The 18,113-nt window shown below is 46.6% G+C and carries 13 protein-coding genes; 7 read left to right on the forward strand and 6 right to left on the reverse strand.

Annotated elements, in window-relative coordinates:
• The first annotated feature begins 23 nt into the window (after nucleotides 1-23).
• The 3 genes from QUA90_RS19695 to QUA90_RS19705 all read left to right on the forward strand — a co-directional run bounded on the left by QUA90_RS19695 (nucleotide 24) and on the right by QUA90_RS19705 (nucleotide 4,346).
• A complete protein-coding gene (locus tag QUA90_RS19695) occupies nucleotides 24-329 on the forward strand; it encodes a hypothetical protein (protein ID WP_333447254.1) in 306 nt (101 codons plus the stop codon).
• Nucleotides 330-513: 184 nt separating this feature from the next.
• Nucleotides 514-966 (forward strand): NADAR family protein, encoded by a 453-nt coding sequence (locus QUA90_RS19700; protein ID WP_333084307.1) that lies wholly within the window; start codon nucleotides 514-516, stop codon nucleotides 964-966.
• Between the two features lie 374 nt (nucleotides 967-1,340).
• The gene (locus tag QUA90_RS19705) at nucleotides 1,341-4,346 is read left to right on the forward strand and encodes a GAF domain-containing protein (RefSeq protein WP_333447256.1); all 3,006 of its coding nucleotides are present in this window, start codon (nucleotides 1,341-1,343) and stop codon (nucleotides 4,344-4,346) included.
• A 7-nt stretch (nucleotides 4,347-4,353) separates the two neighbouring features.
• Here the strand turns inward: QUA90_RS19705 and QUA90_RS19710 are convergent, their stop codons facing one another.
• A complete protein-coding gene (locus tag QUA90_RS19710) occupies nucleotides 4,354-5,130 on the reverse strand; it encodes a pentapeptide repeat-containing protein (RefSeq protein ID WP_333330886.1) in 777 nt (258 codons plus the stop codon).
• Nucleotides 5,131-5,390: 260 nt separating this feature from the next.
• Complete coding sequence (locus QUA90_RS19715) at nucleotides 5,391-6,035, reverse strand: pentapeptide repeat-containing protein (protein ID WP_333084313.1); 645 nt, start codon at nucleotides 6,033-6,035, stop codon at nucleotides 5,391-5,393.
• Nucleotides 6,036-7,117: 1,082 nt separating this feature from the next.
• Between QUA90_RS19715 and QUA90_RS19720 the strand changes: the two genes are divergently transcribed.
• A complete protein-coding gene (locus QUA90_RS19720; RefSeq protein WP_333084315.1) occupies nucleotides 7,118-7,555 on the forward strand; it encodes a helix-turn-helix domain-containing protein in 438 nt (145 codons plus the stop codon).
• Nucleotides 7,556-7,851: 296 nt separating this feature from the next.
• On the opposite strand, the gene QUA90_RS19725 is transcribed toward QUA90_RS19720, so the two are convergent.
• Nucleotides 7,852-8,208 (reverse strand): metal-sensitive transcriptional regulator, encoded by a 357-nt coding sequence (locus QUA90_RS19725; RefSeq protein ID WP_333084317.1) that lies wholly within the window; start codon nucleotides 8,206-8,208, stop codon nucleotides 7,852-7,854.
• 179 nt (nucleotides 8,209-8,387) lie between these two features.
• Between QUA90_RS19725 and QUA90_RS19730 the strand changes: the two genes are divergently transcribed.
• Entirely contained in the window at nucleotides 8,388-9,629 is a 1,242-nt protein-coding gene (locus QUA90_RS19730; protein ID WP_333447259.1) for an HhoA/HhoB/HtrA family serine endopeptidase, read from the forward strand.
• Between the two features lie 234 nt (nucleotides 9,630-9,863).
• Nucleotides 9,864-10,514, forward strand: a complete 651-nt coding sequence (locus tag QUA90_RS19735; RefSeq protein ID WP_333447261.1) for an RNA ligase family protein — start codon at nucleotides 9,864-9,866, stop codon at nucleotides 10,512-10,514.
• Between the two features lie 238 nt (nucleotides 10,515-10,752).
• Here the strand turns inward: QUA90_RS19735 and QUA90_RS19740 are convergent, their stop codons facing one another.
• The 3 genes from QUA90_RS19740 to QUA90_RS19750 all read right to left on the reverse strand — a co-directional run bounded on the left by QUA90_RS19740 (nucleotide 10,753) and on the right by QUA90_RS19750 (nucleotide 16,679).
• Nucleotides 10,753-11,946, reverse strand: coding sequence for a glutathione S-transferase family protein (locus QUA90_RS19740; RefSeq protein ID WP_333447263.1), 1,194 nt, complete (start codon nucleotides 11,944-11,946; stop codon nucleotides 10,753-10,755).
• Nucleotides 11,947-12,181: 235 nt separating this feature from the next.
• On the reverse strand, nucleotides 12,182-13,063 hold the full coding sequence (locus tag QUA90_RS19745; protein ID WP_445300126.1) for a tetratricopeptide repeat protein: 882 nt from the start codon (nucleotides 13,061-13,063) through the stop codon (nucleotides 12,182-12,184).
• 358 nt (nucleotides 13,064-13,421) lie between these two features.
• Nucleotides 13,422-16,679 (reverse strand): ATP-binding protein, encoded by a 3,258-nt coding sequence (locus tag QUA90_RS19750; protein WP_333447267.1) that lies wholly within the window; start codon nucleotides 16,677-16,679, stop codon nucleotides 13,422-13,424.
• A 396-nt stretch (nucleotides 16,680-17,075) separates the two neighbouring features.
• Between QUA90_RS19750 and QUA90_RS19755 the strand changes: the two genes are divergently transcribed.
• On the forward strand, nucleotides 17,076-18,008 hold the full coding sequence (locus tag QUA90_RS19755; RefSeq protein ID WP_333447269.1) for a circadian clock protein KaiA: 933 nt from the start codon (nucleotides 17,076-17,078) through the stop codon (nucleotides 18,006-18,008).
• The last annotated feature ends 105 nt before the right edge of the window (nucleotides 18,009-18,113 follow it).

Consider the following 18,113-nt stretch of genomic DNA (forward strand, 5'->3'; position numbering starts at 1 on the left):
CATGACCAATCACCCATTACCAGTTGTCCGCTGAAGGAATTCGTCCTGCCATTGTTAGCGGATTTAAGGTTGCTGAGGCGATCGATCGAGTTCTTGGAGGTGCCGACGACGCTAAGGAGCCGTACACTCAATCGATCGCCCAAGAATGGAACACTCATATGATTTGGGCCAGTCGCTTGGCTAGAGCATTCTATCAGTTTACAGGAGCTGCTTACAGAGCGGGCGTCAAATTGCCGATGACTACTCAGTTGATGAGCAAAATTTTGTGTGGCGAACTGCGTTATGCCGATATCGCTAACCGCGCTCTTAAAAAGCTGATGCCGTTTTAGAACGAAGGAAGTTCGGCAACGGATTTAACGCATGGATTTTGAGGGAAGAAAGAAGAGAGAATCTTCTTAAATCCCAATTCCTTATTCTCAATTCCTCATTCCCAATAGCGGTAAGGTGCGCCCCTAAGCACCCTAGATAATTGGATTTTGCCTAAATCCTGTAAAATTTAAAATCTAAAATCAAATGATAATTTATTTTTATAAAGTAGAGGAGCCTTACGGCTGCTTTTCTAATTTTTCACTACACGACATTTCTCTGCACGGTCAATATTGGTTGACTGTGGAACATTACTATCAAGCCCAAAAATTTGTCAGCACAGATAAAAGATTAGTGGCGGCGATTCAAGCCGTAGCAACTCCTCAAGAAGCCGCTAAATTAGGTCGCGATCCCAAGCACCGGATTCGTGCTGATTGGGAAGCAGTGAAAATTCCCATTATGCGCGAAGCAGTTTTAACTAAGTTTCTCACTCATACAGACATTCAAGCTATTCTTCTTGCCACAGGGGATCGAGTGATTGTCGAGGATTCGCCAACGGATTACTACTGGGGGTGTGGCTGCGACAGAACCGGTCAAAATCATTTGGGTAAAATTCTGATGAGCGTGCGCCAAGAAATTAGTCAGGGCCAGGGGCGCTGAGAGAAACTCAAATTCTTTCGTTAATTATCATTATATGAAGTTCTACAACAAATGTCAAGTTATCCTAACAATGAAGAATTTTCCTAGTGAAAGTTTAAGATTGCGAGAAATTTATAAGAGCATTAAAATAATAATAATTATTTGCTTAACTCGCTCTGCCTGTTGAAGGCAAGGATTAAACTGGCGCGAGCGCAGATTATTTTCCTTACGCCAGTGCGCCAGAGGCGATACACCGTCGTCTGTCTACGTTGCGCTAGCCATTAATTGTACAGATCGGTTGAGTCAAAAACTCAGAGTCAGGCATTTGAGTTGGCTCGCGACCACAGCACCTCAAAACTTCTTATTATCATTGTATTGAGTACAAAAGGAGATTTATGCAACTCAGAGAAAATACGCAAGAATTACATTATAAACTAGACAGAGAAGTTTTGATACGGCGGATAACAGAACGCATTCGCCAATCTCTAGAATTAGAAGATATTTTAACCAGTACGGTAGCAGAAGTGCGGTCTTTTTTGAAAACAGATCGCATTATGATTTACAGGTTTAGTGCCGATGGCAGTGGAGAAGTTGTTGCGGAGTCAATTAATAACAACTGTCTCCCTTCCTTGAAAGGACTGCACTTTCCAGCAGACGACATTCCCGCCAGCGCCAGGGAGATGTATGTCACTTTGCGCCAGCGGACAATAATAGATGTTAACTCAGGGACGATCGTCCTGAGTCCCCTCGATGCTGCAGACACCGGTCAACCTTTAGTAAAGGAAGAGATGCACTACAGATCGCTCGATCCTTGCCACACCGCTTACCTGATGGCAATGGGAGTGCAATCTTCCTTAGTCGTGCCGATTTTGCACCGCAGGATCGCGTCGGAAAACAGCAAAACAGATATCTGCGAGGCGGCCACCTGTCTGACTCGATATGAGCCAGGAAATAATCAAAAAATTCACATCGAACTGTGGGGACTTTTAGTGTCTCACCACTCCGCGCCTCTCAATATTTCACCAGCAGATTTAGAAGTAGTTCAGCTCGTATCAGATCAATTGTCTAGCGCTATAGCCCACGCACTTCTCCTCGATCAAACCCGCTCTCAAGCCGCCCGCGAAGCTACCGTGAGCCGCATAGCAGCCCTGTTGTATGGTCACGTCAACATTCAACTGCAACAGGGTTTAGAAGCCACCGTCACCGCTTTGGGTGGCAGCGGTGGCCGACTCTATCTCAACCCGCCGAAAATCAACGGTGAAAATTTATCCCCTCCCAAGATTGAAGGAGGATTGCCAACTGCCCCGGCCCACAGTGATGCTACCTTTGAACTGTTCACCACAGGAGAACAACCGACACTTCCCAACTGGGAAAAAGTTAAGGCGCTGGAAGCTCATCCCCTCTGGCAGGAATGGCTAACCAAAGGATTTAAAAATACTGAAGAGATTCCCAAAATTTCAATTTTTACTAACTGTCAATTCCCAGTTTTGATAATTACCGACTTATACAAAGAACCTCTATTTAGAGTTTTAGTTCCCGCTTTCCAATCTACTAAAATTAGGGGTTTGCTGGTAATTCCCCTCCACTACAAACAACAAGTAGTTGGCTGTTTGACCATTTTTCGCAATGCAATTGATACCGAAAAAATGTGGGCGGGGCGCTTTGACACCAGCGCTGCACAAACCCTTCCTAGACAATCCTTTGAACTCTGGCGAGAAATAAAAAAAGGTCAGTCGCCCGAGTGGAAGTACGAGGAAATTGAGCAAGCTTTAGCTATAGGCAGCCAATTTTGTTCGGCAATTGGGCAGTACGTTCTTTATAAAGAAGTGCAAACCCTGAATGCCAACTTGGAGCGCCAAGTTCAAGAACGCACCGCCCAATTGCAAAAATCCTTGGACTTTGCCAAAGTATTGACGCGAGTTAGAGACCAGATTCGCAGCACCTTAGATTTAAAAATAATACTGCAAACTATTGTGCGAGAAGTCAGAGTTTTGTTGGATACCGATCGCACGGTAATCTACCAATTTGCGGCCGACAAACAGGGCGAGGTAGTTGTCGAAGCTGTTTGCGGCGAGTGGCGATCCATTTTAGGTATCACATCTCCACAAGAATGCTTTCCCGAAGGCTCAGACTGCTTTTATCGAGCCGGACGGGTGCGAGCAATTAATGATATTTATACTGAGGATTTAACACCCTGTCACCGCGAATTTTTGGAAGAGTTGCAGGTGAGAGCAAGTTTAATTGTACCCATGAGAGGCAAAGATTCCCAATTGTGGGGGTTGCTGATTGCCCATGAGTGTTCCGGGCCGAGAGTTTGGCAAACTGCAGAACAGGAATTGGTGCAACATTTAGCGGCTCAAGCTGCGATCGCCATTCACCAAGCAGAACTTTATCAAGAAAGTCTCAATGCAGCAACTGCCGATCGATTAAAAGCCGAACAGCTAGCTAAAACAGTCACAGAATTGCACAATACCCAAGCCCAACTGATTCAAACCGAAAAAATGTCCAGTCTCGGACAACTTCTGGCCGGAGTCGCCCACGAAATCAATAACCCCGTTAACTTTATCTACGGCAATCTGTCCCACGCCAGCGAATACACCAAAGATTTACTCTGCTTGGTAGAACTCTACCGCCAGCACTACCCCAATCCCAACCCAGAAATTAGCGAGTGCTCCGAAGCAATCGACATCGAATTTCTTGCCGAAGATTTGCCCAAAATTTTGGGTTCCATGACAGTCGGAGTTGAGCGCATCCGCCAGTTAGTTGTATCTTTGCGTAATTTTTCCAGGAGCGATCAAGCCGAGAAAAAAGCCGTTGACATTCACGAGGGAATCGACAGTACCCTGTTGATTTTGCAGCACCGGATCAAAGCCAATTCTGATCACAACACCGTAGAAATTATTAAAGAATATGGCAAGTTGCCCTTAGTAGAATGCTATGCCAGCTCGCTCAATCAGGTATTTATGAATCTGATCGGTAATTCCCTTGACGCCCTAGAAATGGGAAAAAAAGAGCGAGTTGTGGATCTTCCCTTTAAAGCGGCAAGTGCAGCGGCAACGCATTTAAGCTCCCAAATACTGCCTATCGAGTCAGGAGATATAAAGGCAACCACCGAGTGTTTGATTCCTGATTTCCCATCCCCTTGCATTCGGATTCGCACGGAATTAATCAATGAAAAAACGGTAGGAATTTGCATTGCAGACAATGGTCACGGCATCCCCAAAGAGTTAATCTCTCATATATTTAATCCGTTTTTTACTACTAAACCCGTAGGTCGGGGCACGGGTTTAGGACTGTCTATCAGTTACCAAATTGTAGTTGAGAAACACCAAGGCGTACTTAAATGTGTTTCTGTACCTGGTACTGGTACCGAGTTCTGGATCGAGATTCCCCTGAATTAGGCAACCGTCAAGGCAAGATTAGCTTCACCAGCACAGAACCGATCGAACCGAGGAGACTCATAAAGTCGCCGCGGCTGGAAGTGCGGGGTTCCGTAGGCTTTTGACGTGCAACAATGGCTTCGCCTAACTGCTTTGACAACTCCTGACCTTGGGGATTTCCTTGAGCTGCAAAGAGTTTGTTTGCTATTGCAGCGTCTTGAGTCGCGCCGGCGAAGTCTCCCAAGTCAGCGCGAGACATACTGCGCGCAAAATAAACGGCGGCTAAATCCGATTTCAGATTCAGCGCTTGATTGTAATAATCAATGGCGTTTCTGTAGTTTCCTGCTTGAGCTTCCAGCACTCCCAACCGGTAGAAGTCTTCAGCGGTGCCGATATTGGTTGGCATTCCTCTAACTCCGAGCAGTTGCGCGTTAGTTAAATTGGCGCCTTGCAAATTGGCGTCGCTGAGGTAGGCACTTCTCAAGTCAGCACCGCTGAGGTTGGCACCGCTGAGGTTAGCCCCTGTCAGGTTGACGCCAAACAGGCTGGTGCCGCTGAGGTTGGCACCGCTGAGGTCAGCCCCGGTGAGGTTGGCTCGACTGAGGTTCGCCAACCTCAAGTCAGCACCTTTGAGATTGGCTCCGGTTAAGTTGGCTAAAACCAAGCCTGCACTGCTGAGGTCGCAGTTGGGGCACTGTCGGGTGGCTAGTAATTGTTGCGTGTGTTGGATGTTCTCGGCGGGTGCAGGAGCGATCGGGGCGATCGCGCTCAGCAGCGTTACAGCAGCGAGGATTCTGAGTTTCATTTTAACCGTCCAAAATCCAAAATATTAAATCTAAAATAGCTTTTCTCGAAGCAATTGAAAATCACCATAACACAAGTTCAGCTAACAAATCTTTTGACTTGCCGTATGTAGGAGTTCTGGGCGCCATCAGCACCCTAAATTGAAGTTATCCGCCTTACCTTAGTGTCAAATAAAGATTTCGCTGCCAATAAATTAGGGTAATGAAAACCTCATTACCCTTTAGCCGCTGTTCTCGGCAACCATAAAAATTAACAAATAAATTAGTCGTGAATCGTGCCGTCGGGCATCGTTGTACCCTTAAGATATACTCCGCTCAGGTTAACTTTTGTAAGGTTTGCTCCTAACAGGTTTGCTCCGCTTAAGTCTGACGCACTTAAAATCGCTTCAGTCAAGTCTGCCCTAATTAGACTCGCCCCCATTAAGTCAGCTCCGCTAAGGTCTACTTTGCTCAAGTTTGCGCCAATTAAATCGCATTCTGTGAGCACCGCCCTACGCAAGTTTACTCCGTAAAGATTTACTCCGTGCAAGTCTGCACGGCTGAGTGTTGCCCGAGATATGTTGGCTCCAATTAAAGTTGCTTGGATCAGGGAAGCTCCGCTCAAGTCTGCTTTGCTGAGATTTGCTCCCATCAACTCAGCTCGATTCAGGTTAGCTTCAAGTAAAAGTGCTTCTGTGAGGTCTGCTCCACCTAAGTCTGCTTTGCTCAAGTTAATCTTGCACAAATTGGCTTTGCCAAAGTTGACTCTGTTGAGTTTGGCTTTGCTGAGATTGGCTCCAATCAGGTCGGCTTCATACAGATTGGCTCCAATCAATTCTGCTTCGTAGAGGTAGACCTCGTGCAGGTAGACCCCGCTAAAATTTCTTTCTCCTATTGCGTATAGCTTGAGCAGTTCGTCAACGTTCATTGTGGCTTCTCTACACCTTTTAAATGAAGAATACTGTCAGCAAGCTGGTTGCACCGGATGTTCTGCAATTTTAGATTCTGAAATATTCACACCCTGGGTGAAACTTCCCTGAATCTGCAAGGTTTGAGTATAAATTAGAGGGTTTGGTGAGGGTGAAGGACAAAGCTGCATTCTCTTTTCCCTTTGGTTAAACATTAACCTTTAAAAATTTTAACCACAAGTTTGATCGCACTTCCCAAAGATTCTAGGTGGAAAGTCCGATCGATCAAACCCATAACTTTTTGTGCATAGTTGAGTTCACTGAACATAAGTGTGATATAGATCACTGACCGATGTTAGTAGTATCACATAGAACACCCCCTTTCGATCACAGCAGGCAGGAAAAAATAGCCGATACTCATACTGTAATGCTGAAAAATTGACAATACCACCCTAGTCGTGTTTTACTCAAATTGCGATAAAGTCAGTAGTTTCACAGATACTTGCCCGCTTGCTGTGAAAGTCGGTTGCAACGTCACTCGCCGCTACCCACTCCGGGTGATGAGAGTGTTGATGTATCAAGATTTCTCACACAGCGAAAGCCAGAAATGCACTTCTGGGAGTAGGGGAATGTCTGTATAAAAATGCGATCGCTGGTGTACAGACATTCCCCTGTTTGCTAGCACCTAATGGCTAAAAATCGCTTATACGTTCGCAAAAAATACCAATAAATACCAGGAAAACCATGATAAATGTTTAACAATAAGAGAATAAATGGTATTCCTTAAGAGTCACCTATTGCCGGTAATGTTACAGTCGATCCGTTCACTGCTATCACTATTAGCAATGACGCTTGTCCATCAAATACAAAAATGATCCAGAAACCTGGTTTTTTACCCACAAAAATCATGGCAACCTTGCTCCAGGTTAAAATAATCCGGTTTCTGAGCGTCTGACTGCCTCCAGGAAGGAAAAAGTTTAATGAGAACGATCGCTTTTGTATTGCTTCAGGGCAAACAAAAGGTCAGCATTTAGGATTGGAGCAGCTTTCGCTCCCTTGTCAAACAAAGGTATTGTAGAACGCGAATCGTGAGGTAATTGATATGGCTGGAGTATGTAAACTTAGCATCACAGAGACAAGTGAAGAGCTAAAAAACCTGTTAACTGAACAAAAAACGGCAAGCGGCTTTCAAAAAATTCAAGCACTTTACCTGTTCAAAATTTGTCATGTTAAGACAGTTAAAGAATTGGCAATGACCATTGGGGTAAATCGAATTACAGTGCAGCGGTGGCTGAGAAAGTACCGATCTGATGGACTAGAAGGACTCCTCGAAACAAAGCACAGCGGCGGCCGCAAGCCGGCCATTCCTCCGCTGGCACGCGCTAGTTTGGCAATGCGCCTCAGCGACCCCCATAAAGGCTTTAAAAGCTATGGAGAAATTCAAGAGTGGTTGCAGCAGGAATATAGCATCGAGGCTTCCTATAAAGCCGTTTACGCAACAGTCAGATACCAGCTAAAAGCTAAGCTGACGAAAGTCTAGACTGTGCATACCACGTCGGATTAAGCACCGATTATCTAATTGTTTGTTGTCAGCTTTTGAAGAGTTTGAGGAGTTGCGTCATCACGACAAACCGGACTAATTCTTTTTTAACAAAACTCGCTCTCATAAACTGCGGAGCATATAAATTGTATGTTGTGGCAATGGGGTGAAGGGGAGAAGATTTGATGCTTTTCCCGGGTTTGTGAAAGATGCTTAAAAAATTGCTTAGAAAGCATAACTTGCAAGTTTTGTCTAATTTGCAAGTTTTGTTATATGGATGGAAAAATTGGCAGCGGCTAAGGCAAAAACCGATCCAAAGCCGCTTTCAATTCTTCGATTTCCGTATCGATATTACCTTCTTTAGCGGCTCGGGCAATGCACTCGGTTAAGTGTTCGTCAAGAATGATTCTCGCTACGCGATCGAGCGCGCCTCGCACCGCAGCAACTTGCACCAGAACTTCGGGACAGGGACGGTTTTCTTGAACCATTGTTTTAATGCCGCGGACGTGCCCCTCAATCCGAGACAAGCGATTTACCAGCCGTCGCATCGATTCTTCATCGTGATGGTGAGGGTGGACTGATTGATCGTCGTGATGGTGGTGGTGGGAATTTGAGGGCAAGGATTTGTCAGTAGAAGTATCAGATATAATCATTGGGGTTACGAGGGAAATTTTTAAAAGTTAGAATTCAGAATATGTTGAGTTCGTGCGGGCTCGTGACTCATGTATTGTAACTGTCTAAATACATTTAGGATCTTCATAATGGCAGATTATTGAGTCCGCACGATCGCACACCTTTACCAGACTAACCCAGACTAACAAAGATTGACGCTATGCGACTATTTAAGTTTTTTCGGCCCGCACCTCGAATCGGTGCTCGTTGGTTCGCCCTAATTTTAGGAATGACGATCGCCCTGAGTGCGTTAGCAATCAATGCTGCACCCGCTGCCGCTGATGGCAGCAATCCGCCCAACTTACAGTTCCAGAGTTTCCCACCCACCGCCGCGAATCCCCAACTGTTAGCGCTGCGGAGTCCTGAACTCCCAGGAGATACCGGCAGTTTTGTGACCGCCGCTGTCGATCGAGTCGGCCCAGCAGTTGTTCGCATTGATACCGAGCGCACTGTCAGCCGCAACATTGATCCCTTAATGGAAGACCCCTTCTTCCGCAGATTTTTGGGAGAAGATTTAGGGAGCATGACCCCCAGACAAGAACGCTTACGCGGTCAAGGTTCCGGCTTCATCATTGACAAAAGCGGGATTGTTTTAACCAATGCTCACGTAGTTGACAAAGCCGATCGAGTGACTGTCACCTTAAACGACGGCAGGACATTTCCAGGAAAAGTGCAAGGTACTGACGAAGTAACAGATTTGGCTGTTGTCAAAATTAATACCAAGGAAGTTAACTTGCCCGTGGCAACGCTAGGAGATTCTGACGCGGTGAAAGTGGGAGATTGGGCGATCGCCGTGGGCAACCCCCTGGGATTTGACAACACCGTCACCTTGGGCATTATCAGCACCCTCAAACGCTCCAGTGCAGCCGTCGGCATTCCCGACAAGCGGCTCGATTTCATTCAAACCGACGCCGCCATCAATCCCGGCAATTCCGGCGGCCCGCTGTTAAACAGCAGAGGAGAAGTGATTGGCATCAACACGGCGATTCGAGCCGATGCAATGGGTATTGGGTTTGCGATTCCGATCGACAAAGCCAAGGCCATCTACGCGCAGTTAGCCAAGGGAGAACAAGTCAGCCATCCGTTTTTGGGAATTCAGATGATTGCTTTGACTCCTGAAATGGCCAGAGAGAATAATTCTGACCCCAATGCTCCTTTGATTGTCCCCGAAGTTAAGGGAGTGTTAGTGATGAGAGTTGTGCCAAACACCCCTGCTGAGAAAGCAGGGATTCGCAAAGGGGATGTGATCGTTCAAATTGAGGGTGAGGGAGTGACTGAGCCCGAACAGTTGCAAAATTTGGTGGAAAACAGCCAAATCGGTCAAATTCTGAAACTGAAGGTGCGCCGCGGTGCCCAGATTAAAGAAGTACCAGTTCAAACTGCTCAATTGCAAGATTTTTAGAAGTGAAGAGGAAGGGGGGAAACTGTTAAATACCACATAAAGTTTGTAGTGAGAATTTTAGTCAAATCTTAATATTTTTAGGTAAGCGGTTGTGCATTTAATTTGTATTTTGAGGGCGGGTTCTCCTGCCTACCTCACAAGAGTAAAAAATATTTTACCAGGATTTTAAATGCACAACAGCTTAACAGCGACTAAAATCCTCACTACAAACCAGTTTTATTATTGGTGATTGATATGACACGAGTTCAACTTGCCTATCCCAAAATTCCCGATAGTAAAAATTGCCCTAATGAACAATGTATAGCTTTTGAGAAATACGATGGCACTAATTTGCATTGGGTTTGGGAAGTTGAACTTGGTTGGTATGCTTTTGGTACGCGCCGCAGTAGATTTGATTTGGATGAGAGGGGAATTGCAGAATTTAATGCTGCACATCCCGGTTTAGAAGCAGCACCGGAAATATTTAAAAGAGACTTTGCTAGTCCCTTAGAGTCTATATTTCGAGAGAATGAACAGTATCACTGCGCTGAAATTACTGTGTTTACAGAGTTTTTTGGTGAGCACTCGTTTGCGGGAATGCACCAAAAGGACGATCGCAAACAATTGGTGCTTTTTGATGTGGAAACTGAGGGCGGTATGGTTGTTCCCGATCGGTTTATTCAGGATTTTGGTAAATTAAATATTGCGCGAGTAATTTATCGTGGCAAACTGACGGGCAAGTTTATGGAGGATCTTCGCAAGGGGAAATACGGTGTGGATGAAGGCGTTGTGTGCAAGGGAGGCCGCAATGCTAATAATCTGTGGATGGTGAAGATTAAGACTGATGCGTATATGCAGAGATTGCAGCAAGCTTTTCAGGATGATTGGGAAAATTACTGGGAGTAATATAAAAGCTTTGACTTTCTCAAGTTACACAAATTTGGTATTTTTGAACCAATACTCAATGGAACTGCTGCTCGATCAAATCCTCGATCGGTTTATGAATGATTTGCGATCGCTATAGATACTTTCATAGACAGTATTTATGCTACTTTAATACTACCAATTGTAACGCATCGATCGAGCAGATAGCAAACTGATGAAGTAGAGCAGCAGCAACGCCGATTCCGTCTGATTCCGCCCCCTACACAAAATTAGCCGGATCTTGATCTCGCCGATGCTTCAGCAGAATCGGAGAACCTTGGCCATCACCCACCAAAGCCGCCGTTTCCTCCAACGCTTCCCTCAATCGCTTGGCCGCGTAGATCGACATATCGCGGGGCACATTCACCCGATCGCGCAAATACCGCAAAGCCGCATCAGAACCACTCGGCGGCGTACAAACTTCGCCAGTCATCATCAAAGTTAAAGCACAACGCAAAGCCTCATCGAATAACTTGTCATCAGCAGGATTGACTCGAACGATGTTGCGCTGGTGCTTAATGACGCGATGAAGTGCTTCAGCGCGGGAGGTTTCCGGTTCTGGATACATCACATCCGGGAGTCCAGCCCAAGGCCCATTATCCACGCGGGCTTTATTGAGAAGCATCTGAGGTTCGCCGTTTTCATAACAGCCGCCCATCTGAGGCGGTAAATCGTGGACGTGGGTGTGAAAATCGCTCTGAGTGCCGCGATAGGTAGGGCGGGTTTCCATCGCTGCAAACCAGTCCGCAAAGCGCGGGTTTTCTTCGCGCATCGAGTAGCCTTTGTAGTAGTAAAGACTGGCATTCATCCGTTCGACGTAGGGCGTAAAGATGACATCCGCAGTGCCAAATTCATCGAGGAAATAAGGCCCCGGAGTGCTAGCCAGAGCTTTTTCTACTTGGGCGACGACGCTGATAAATTGGTTGCGGTTGTGCTGTTCTACTTTGGCTGAACTTGCTGGGTAGCACAGCCAGGTACACCAGGCCCTAAACAGCAGTCGTTCTAACCGCCGCATGGGTATTACTGCGGGGTTTTCCATGCCCAAACCCAAGGGGCCATAGACTCGTTCGAGGGCGATTAAGATATCATCGCTTTCGGTGATGATGCGGCCGTCTAGTTTGATCGCCGGTAGCATTCCCGATGGCACTTTGCGTTTGTACCAACTTTCCTTTTCCCCATAGCAGAACATAGTAACTTTCTCAATGCGGTAGGGGATTTGTTTTTCTTCTAACCACAACCAGATTTTTTGGCAGTAGGGACACCAAGCATGGTTATCGCGGTACAGGGTGACTCGCACATCGGATTCGGTTTTTCCGAAGAGGCGCAACCGGGATTGGGCGTTGGTGGGGCCGTTTGTGCGATCGACTTCAAAGTCTGTGAGGGCTTCTAATTCTGTCCAGCTTAGGGGGGTCATGCGATTTTAGATTTTAGATTTTAGATTTTAGATTGGAGAATTGAAGGCAGCAACTGCTTCGTGGGAATAATAGAACTTACGCACCAACTCTATCTGTAGGGTGCGCTGTGCGCGCACCTTACCTCTACCCATAACGTATTCAACTATTTTTTGGTCTTAGTTCTGAATAAGATAGTTGGTTCTCAGTTAAAAAAGGCTTTGAGGACTGAAGTCCTCACTACAAACTTAACTACAATTAAGGCGACAGTTGGGGAGGGGGGGGGGCGTCTTGAATTTTAGCCAGTGCTGCTTTCATTTCGGGAGTGGCTAGCAACTTTTGCGTATCTGCGATTAAACGATCGCCCCAGAGGTTTTCTTTGAGATATTCTACGGTAGCATAACGTTTGTCGAGTTTCAGAGCTGCTTCTCCCATCGCTAAGCCTTTTTCTTTGTCACCTTTGGTGTAGAATGCTACTGCTAGAGCTAGCATTGCTTCGGCGGCTTTGTCGTCGATCACGATCGCTTCTTGCCAGCGTTTGATGGCGCTATCAACATCTCCCATTTCGTATTTGACTAATCCGATATTGTTGACAGCAGGCCACAGGTTTTTTTCTAAAGCAAAGGCTTTTTCGTATTGGGCGATCGCCTGATCAAACCGCTTCAGCTTATAAAAAGCATTACCTAAATCAAATAATGCACCTGGAGTGTCTGGTTTGAGTTTTAATCCTGCTTGCAAATATTCAACTGCTTTCTCGTAGTTCGCTTTCCGAAAGTAAGCTTCTCCCAAGACAAATTTAATTGATGGATTTTCTGGTGACAGAGATTGAGCTTGCCCCAAAGCTTCAATGCCTTTGTCAAACTGCTCGACTTGAAGGTACAAGCTGCCTAACAAAGTCCAAGTTTGAGCATTTTTGGGGGCTAACTGTGTGGCGAGTTCGGCTCTAGGTACCGCTAGTTGGTACTGCTGCAGTCTGGCTAGCTGGACGGCTTCTTCTGCAAGGCTCAAGGCCGTTTGTTCGAGTTGGGCTGAGTCGATTTGCAGGGTGTAAGGCAGGAGTGCCTGTGCGGCAGCAGGCTCGGGCATTGCCCCCAAACCGAGTGCGAGTAGCAGAGATATTAAAGGAATGCGATTAGGCACTGTACAGCCCCAGAAAAAAATATAAGGGTTTCTCGATCGCCTATAATAACTCATATTTTTGAGTTTTGATATTGCTTCTTGACTCGCAACACTTCTGGGTTTTCATTTAAATACTTCTCAAATTATATTTACACTCAGGGTAGTCGTTTTTATTCACTCTTTTATAGGCGACTGATCACCTCACTACAAATAGGCAAAATTATGAGTTATTATAAAGTTGACTGAGTTAACAAATAACGCTTCGCGCTTGACAGTTAAAGAGTTGCCAACTTCTGTTTTTCCTCATAAGTAATAGTTGATTTTTACGGGTTGAGAAACGAGTTAATTCGTCACTACAAACCTGGTAAATTATTCATTTTCAAGAACTTGAATGAGTTAATAAACTCTGTTGAATTTTGTCTAACAATTGTGCTGCTGATAAGGAAGAAGGCAAAATTTTGGCAGATACTTCTTGCAGTAGAAAGTCGATCGCCTCGGATTCCGAATTTACAGCCGACCGATAATCCCAGACTAAAATTGGCAATTTTACTGCCATTTGGCGCAAGTTCGATAGCGCCTGCAGCATAGCGGTTGATTCTGAGGGGGCATCTCGCAAACACAGCAAAACTAAGTCAACGCTTTGATATTGCAACTGCTGCAAAACTTCTGTCCAGCAGGGAGCGATCGACCCTCGAAATCCTGCGGTGTGGACGTACTGGATCAAAGCTTGAAAGTTGGGAGTAGAAAACTGGGAATTGGGGAGGGGAATCTCGGCATTTGTCGATCGATCGCGATTTTCCAATTCTTCCGTCGGGTTCCCCCCAGAAGAGGAGTGCAAATCGGGTAAAGTCGAAATGTCGGCAAATAAAATGCTGGGCTTCCAACTCATGCCCGCAGCAACTTGAATCACTTGCCACAAAGCACTTGGCATTAACCCGGTTGGTGAAGTTTCACCGTCGTCGGGACTGCTAGTGGCTAAACAGGGAAATACCGACAATCCTTTGACTTGATTTGCCAGTTGCGTAGTTCGGGGGTCTAAAGTCACCAAGGGGAGAGAACCCAAATTTCGAGACCGACTTAACTGTTCGATAAAAGCTAAGGGCTTTTGCAGTTGACTTGTACCATCCAAGACGATCGCGTCGGGTCGCCAAATTCGGGCCACGAGTTCTGCTTGGTCGAGGTCGTCTGCTTCTAAAACCCGGCAGTAGTTGGGGTTGAGCAGTAAAGTGGAACCTTGAGACGAACTGTTTTGCGGGCTGAGCCACAACACGGTTAAAGAACTCCTCACTTTGGCGCTACTAGCATTACTTTTGCCGATCAAGTCGGTCAGCAGCCGCCGCAAAGCGGGTTCTTCCACCGGCAAGCTCAAAAAGCCTTCGGCTCTGTTGACACTAGCCCGTTCTTTTTCGCCTCTGGTGGCCGTGACGATCGCCGGAATTGATCGGGTATCTGGGTCACTCTTGAGCAGCGTCAGCACGTCCCAACCCGACAGCAGCGGCAGCAGCGGGTTGAGGAAAATGGCTTCGGGACTAAACCTGCGGGCTTTTTCCAATGCTTCGGTACCGGAACGGGCGACTATTACTTGGTAGCCCAAACCCGAAAGGACGTTGGTTAAATCTTCGATATATTTGGGAACTGCTTCGACTATTAATACTAAACGAGAGCGAGAATTGGCGGTCAGAGTCGGATATTGGGGTTGTAATAATTCTTCCTCAACGGCTCCCGATGCCGGGACTTCTTCACTGCTGTTTCCCGGAGGATTTGGTGGCAGCAGCAGGGTAAATTGAGAGCCTTGGTTTTCTGAGGAAATAAACGAAACGTCCCCGCCGTGGAGCCGAGCTAGGCGTTGAGTCAGTACCAGTCCCAGTCCGGTTCCTTGAAAGCGGCGGGTGAGGGGGCTTTCTAGCTGTTGGAATTTCTGAAAGATCAGATGCTGTTTGTCGGCGGGGATGCCGATGCCAGTGTCCCAAACTTTAAATGCGATCCAGCCTTCCCAGACATTTACTTTCAATCCGATTTTGCCGCCGAGCTCGGTGAATTTTAGGGCGTTGGAAAGGAGGTTGACGAGCATTTGCCGCAGTCGCAGTTCGTCGGCAATTAATTGGCTCAGTCCCGGTTCTATTTCGAGTGTAAATTCTATTTGGGCGGAGGGTTCTGCGTTTGCTGTGCCGTCAGTTTTGCTTGGTTCGGGTGGTTTTTTTTCTTCTTGCTGTTGCAGTTGTTTTGCTTGTTCAAAGGCTCTTTGGCAGGTTGATTCTATTTCGACTGCTTCGGGAATTAGTTCTAGCTGCCCGGTTTCCATCCGGGTCAAGTCTAATATATCGTTAACTATTGTCATCAAATGTCGCCCGCTTTTATGGATTAGTTTGGCGTAGCGTGTTTGGCGATCGTTTAGTTCTCCGATCAATTTATCTTTGAGGAGGCTGGACAAACCGAGGACGGCGGTGAGCGGGGTTTTTAGTTCGTGGCTGATGCAGGATAAAAATTCGTCTTTGAGTCGGTTGAGGTGGATTAAATCTGCGTTTTTCGCTGCTAGTTCTTTGGCGACTAAATGTTCTTCGGTGACATCTTGTCCCATTACTAAAATTAGCTTGTCTGAGAGCGGCTGTTTGACAAATTGCCAGATCCGTTCTTGACCTTTTTGTACGGGGCACTCGCAAATGTAGGTGTCTGGTTTGCCGGCCATAGGACACCAAGCTGGAGCGGTTAATGTTGAGGGGGAGGCGGCAGCGTACAGGGGCAGCGGACAACTGGTGGCTGCGGTTGAATCACGCGCGGCGAAGCTATCCCGCAGGGAATCGCCCGATCTACTTGCTCCTACTAGGCTCCTGCAGTCGGTGGTGATGCCCTCTAACTGCACGCTCTTGTATTCGCTTGTTAAATGGCTTGGTTTACGGGGCGAGTGTTTACCCAAATTTGCTGCTGGTTCTGGAATTGGTTCTGGGCCTGCTCCCAGCAAAATCCGCCACGCTGCGTTTTGGCTGACTATTTGTGCGGTGGGGGTTTGCAATCTCAGGGGCAGGGGCAGTTTTTCCAGTAGTTCGACTAGGGAGTTCAGGTTTTCCGAAGGTTTCAATCCTGCTTCTAGAAAGCGCACTTGAGCGTCTAGGACCGTGGCGATGGCTTCGGAAATTGGTTTTAATCCGATTTCTTTGACGGCTGTTTCCTGCTGTGTGAGGCTGCAGAGCGAGCTGCTGTTGAGTGCGGCGAATTGCAGCAGGCTCAGGCTGTCTAGCATTCCTAAAAATTGACCACTGGCATCTGTGACGGCGATCGGAGTTTTGGAGGAAATGCCGGCGGTTTGGCGGTTGGGCCGGGCTGGGGTGTTCTGTTCCTCTGTTTGCAGGTACTCCCAGAATTCGCTGACGCTCATAGCGGCGGGTAATACCCTGACTGGTTCGATCGCGATCGGGCTTTCGGACAAAGGTTGTTGCCCGTCGTTTGTGCGATCGGCTCCCCAAACCCAAAGGCTGCGGAGGTACACTAATCCCAGCGGCTGTAGCTGTTCGTTGACTACTGCAACTCGATCGCAGTTGCAGGAGCTGAAAATTGACTGCAGCGATTCTAGCGCACCCGTTTGGAGGCACAGGGGCACTGGCTCGATAAAATTTTTGAGACTGGGGGTGGTGAGTGGCATAACAAACCTGAGAGTCTGCTCGCGAGAGCAGTAATATTTTTGATGCTCAATGTAGCTGCGAATTTCTGTATCTTATTAGTTTTATATCAGTTCGCTATCAGGCTCGGTATCTGCACCGAGACCGGGGAGTTCGATGCCTACGCCTGATTTGAGGCGACTAGCAATTATTTTAAGGCTTAAGCTTAATTGCAGAAATCACGCTCAGGGTGCTTGACACACAAACCACGAAGTACACTTTGATTCTTCCTCTGGTAGAAGCGCATGACTTATTTTGCGGTTAAGATTGGTTAAAATAAATGTTGAGATGATTATTAAAATGTTAAGTTTTTTGTAAAGGAGATATCAACTCTGAGCGATCCAGCACTTTCAGGTAACTTAGGTGGTGCACCTACAGCTTTGCTTCCTCAACTTTCTATCGGTATTTTTGTCCGAGCTGAGGAAATAACAGCCTCTGCGATCGAGCTTTTGAGAGGCGAACGCTATGCTTTAACGCACATGAAGTCGGCAGTGGAGCTTTTGGGGTTCCTTAAGCACAATTATCACCTTGATTGTTTGGTTTTGGAGGTGGATGGGGATCTGCGATCGCTTCTGGGCAAGCTGCAAGAACGATCGATCTTTTTGCCTGCTGTTATTTTTTCGCCTCACTCGCAAGATTGCAGGCCCGAAGCAGCATATTCAAATGGTTTTGAGGCCGCAGCCAGTACCGCCAACAAGAGTCAAGACGAAAGCTGTGCTTTTTTTTATCACCCTGCTGAGGTGCAACTGGCAATCGCTCGATCAAGCGAAATAGCTGACGGTATCGATCGGGCGATCGCACAATTTCTGAAGCTTTCAACTCCGGTTCCTGTCAATTACCAATCCGTAACGGTCGATGCGACAGCCCAATTGACTGCTCAAAGTTTGCTCAGCCGACAGCAGCGGCGGCTGGCGGAAAAATTACGGGAGCGATTAGGATACTTAGGTGTGTATTATAAAAGAAATTCCCAGATTTTTTTGAGAAATCTGTCGGCAACCGAGAAGCAAAAGTTTTTGGAGCAACTCAAGTCAAGTTATCGCGACATCGTTTTGAATTATTTTTCTCAAGATGCTGCGGTCAACAATCAAATAGATGAATTTGTGAATTTGGCTTTTTTTGCTGACGTTCCCGTGACTCAAATTGTAGAAATTCACATGGAATTGATGGACGAGTTTGCTAAACAGCTAAAATTAGAAGGGCGCAGCGAGGAAATATTGCTTGATTACCGTTTGACCCTGATTGACGCGATCGCTCATATGTGCGAGATGTATCGGCGATCGATTCCGAAAGATGCCTCTCAAGGTAGAGTGTAGAAGGGATTCCGCATAATTTAAGAAATAAAAGGTAGAAGGTAGAATCTAACAAAAAAGAAACGAGCCGACAAACACGCGCGCGATCGCGAGGCTGCAATTATTATA

This window comes from Microcoleus sp. D3_18_C4 (assembly GCF_036702355.1).
Taxonomy (GTDB): domain Bacteria; phylum Cyanobacteriota; class Cyanobacteriia; order Cyanobacteriales; family Microcoleaceae; genus Microcoleus.

Bases quoted from the DNA above. Each gene is read 5' to 3' on its own strand.
- QUA90_RS19700 (WP_333084307.1), top strand. From the start codon at position 514: ATGATAATTTATTTTTATAAAGTAGAGGAGCCTTACGGCTGCTTTTCT.
- QUA90_RS19705 (WP_333447256.1), top strand. From the start codon at position 1,341: ATGCAACTCAGAGAAAATACGCAAGAATTACATTATAAACTAGACAGA.
- QUA90_RS19710 (WP_333330886.1), bottom strand. From the start codon at position 5,130: ATGAAACTCAGAATCCTCGCTGCTGTAACGCTGCTGAGCGCGATCGCC.
- QUA90_RS19715 (WP_333084313.1), bottom strand. From the start codon at position 6,035: ATGAACGTTGACGAACTGCTCAAGCTATACGCAATAGGAGAAAGAAAT.
- QUA90_RS19720 (WP_333084315.1), top strand. From the start codon at position 7,118: ATGGCTGGAGTATGTAAACTTAGCATCACAGAGACAAGTGAAGAGCTA.
- QUA90_RS19725 (WP_333084317.1), bottom strand. From the start codon at position 8,208: ATGATTATATCTGATACTTCTACTGACAAATCCTTGCCCTCAAATTCC.
- QUA90_RS19730 (WP_333447259.1), top strand. From the start codon at position 8,388: ATGCGACTATTTAAGTTTTTTCGGCCCGCACCTCGAATCGGTGCTCGT.
- QUA90_RS19735 (WP_333447261.1), top strand. From the start codon at position 9,864: ATGACACGAGTTCAACTTGCCTATCCCAAAATTCCCGATAGTAAAAAT.
- QUA90_RS19740 (WP_333447263.1), bottom strand. From the start codon at position 11,946: ATGACCCCCCTAAGCTGGACAGAATTAGAAGCCCTCACAGACTTTGAA.
- QUA90_RS19750 (WP_333447267.1), bottom strand. From the start codon at position 16,679: ATGCCACTCACCACCCCCAGTCTCAAAAATTTTATCGAGCCAGTGCCC.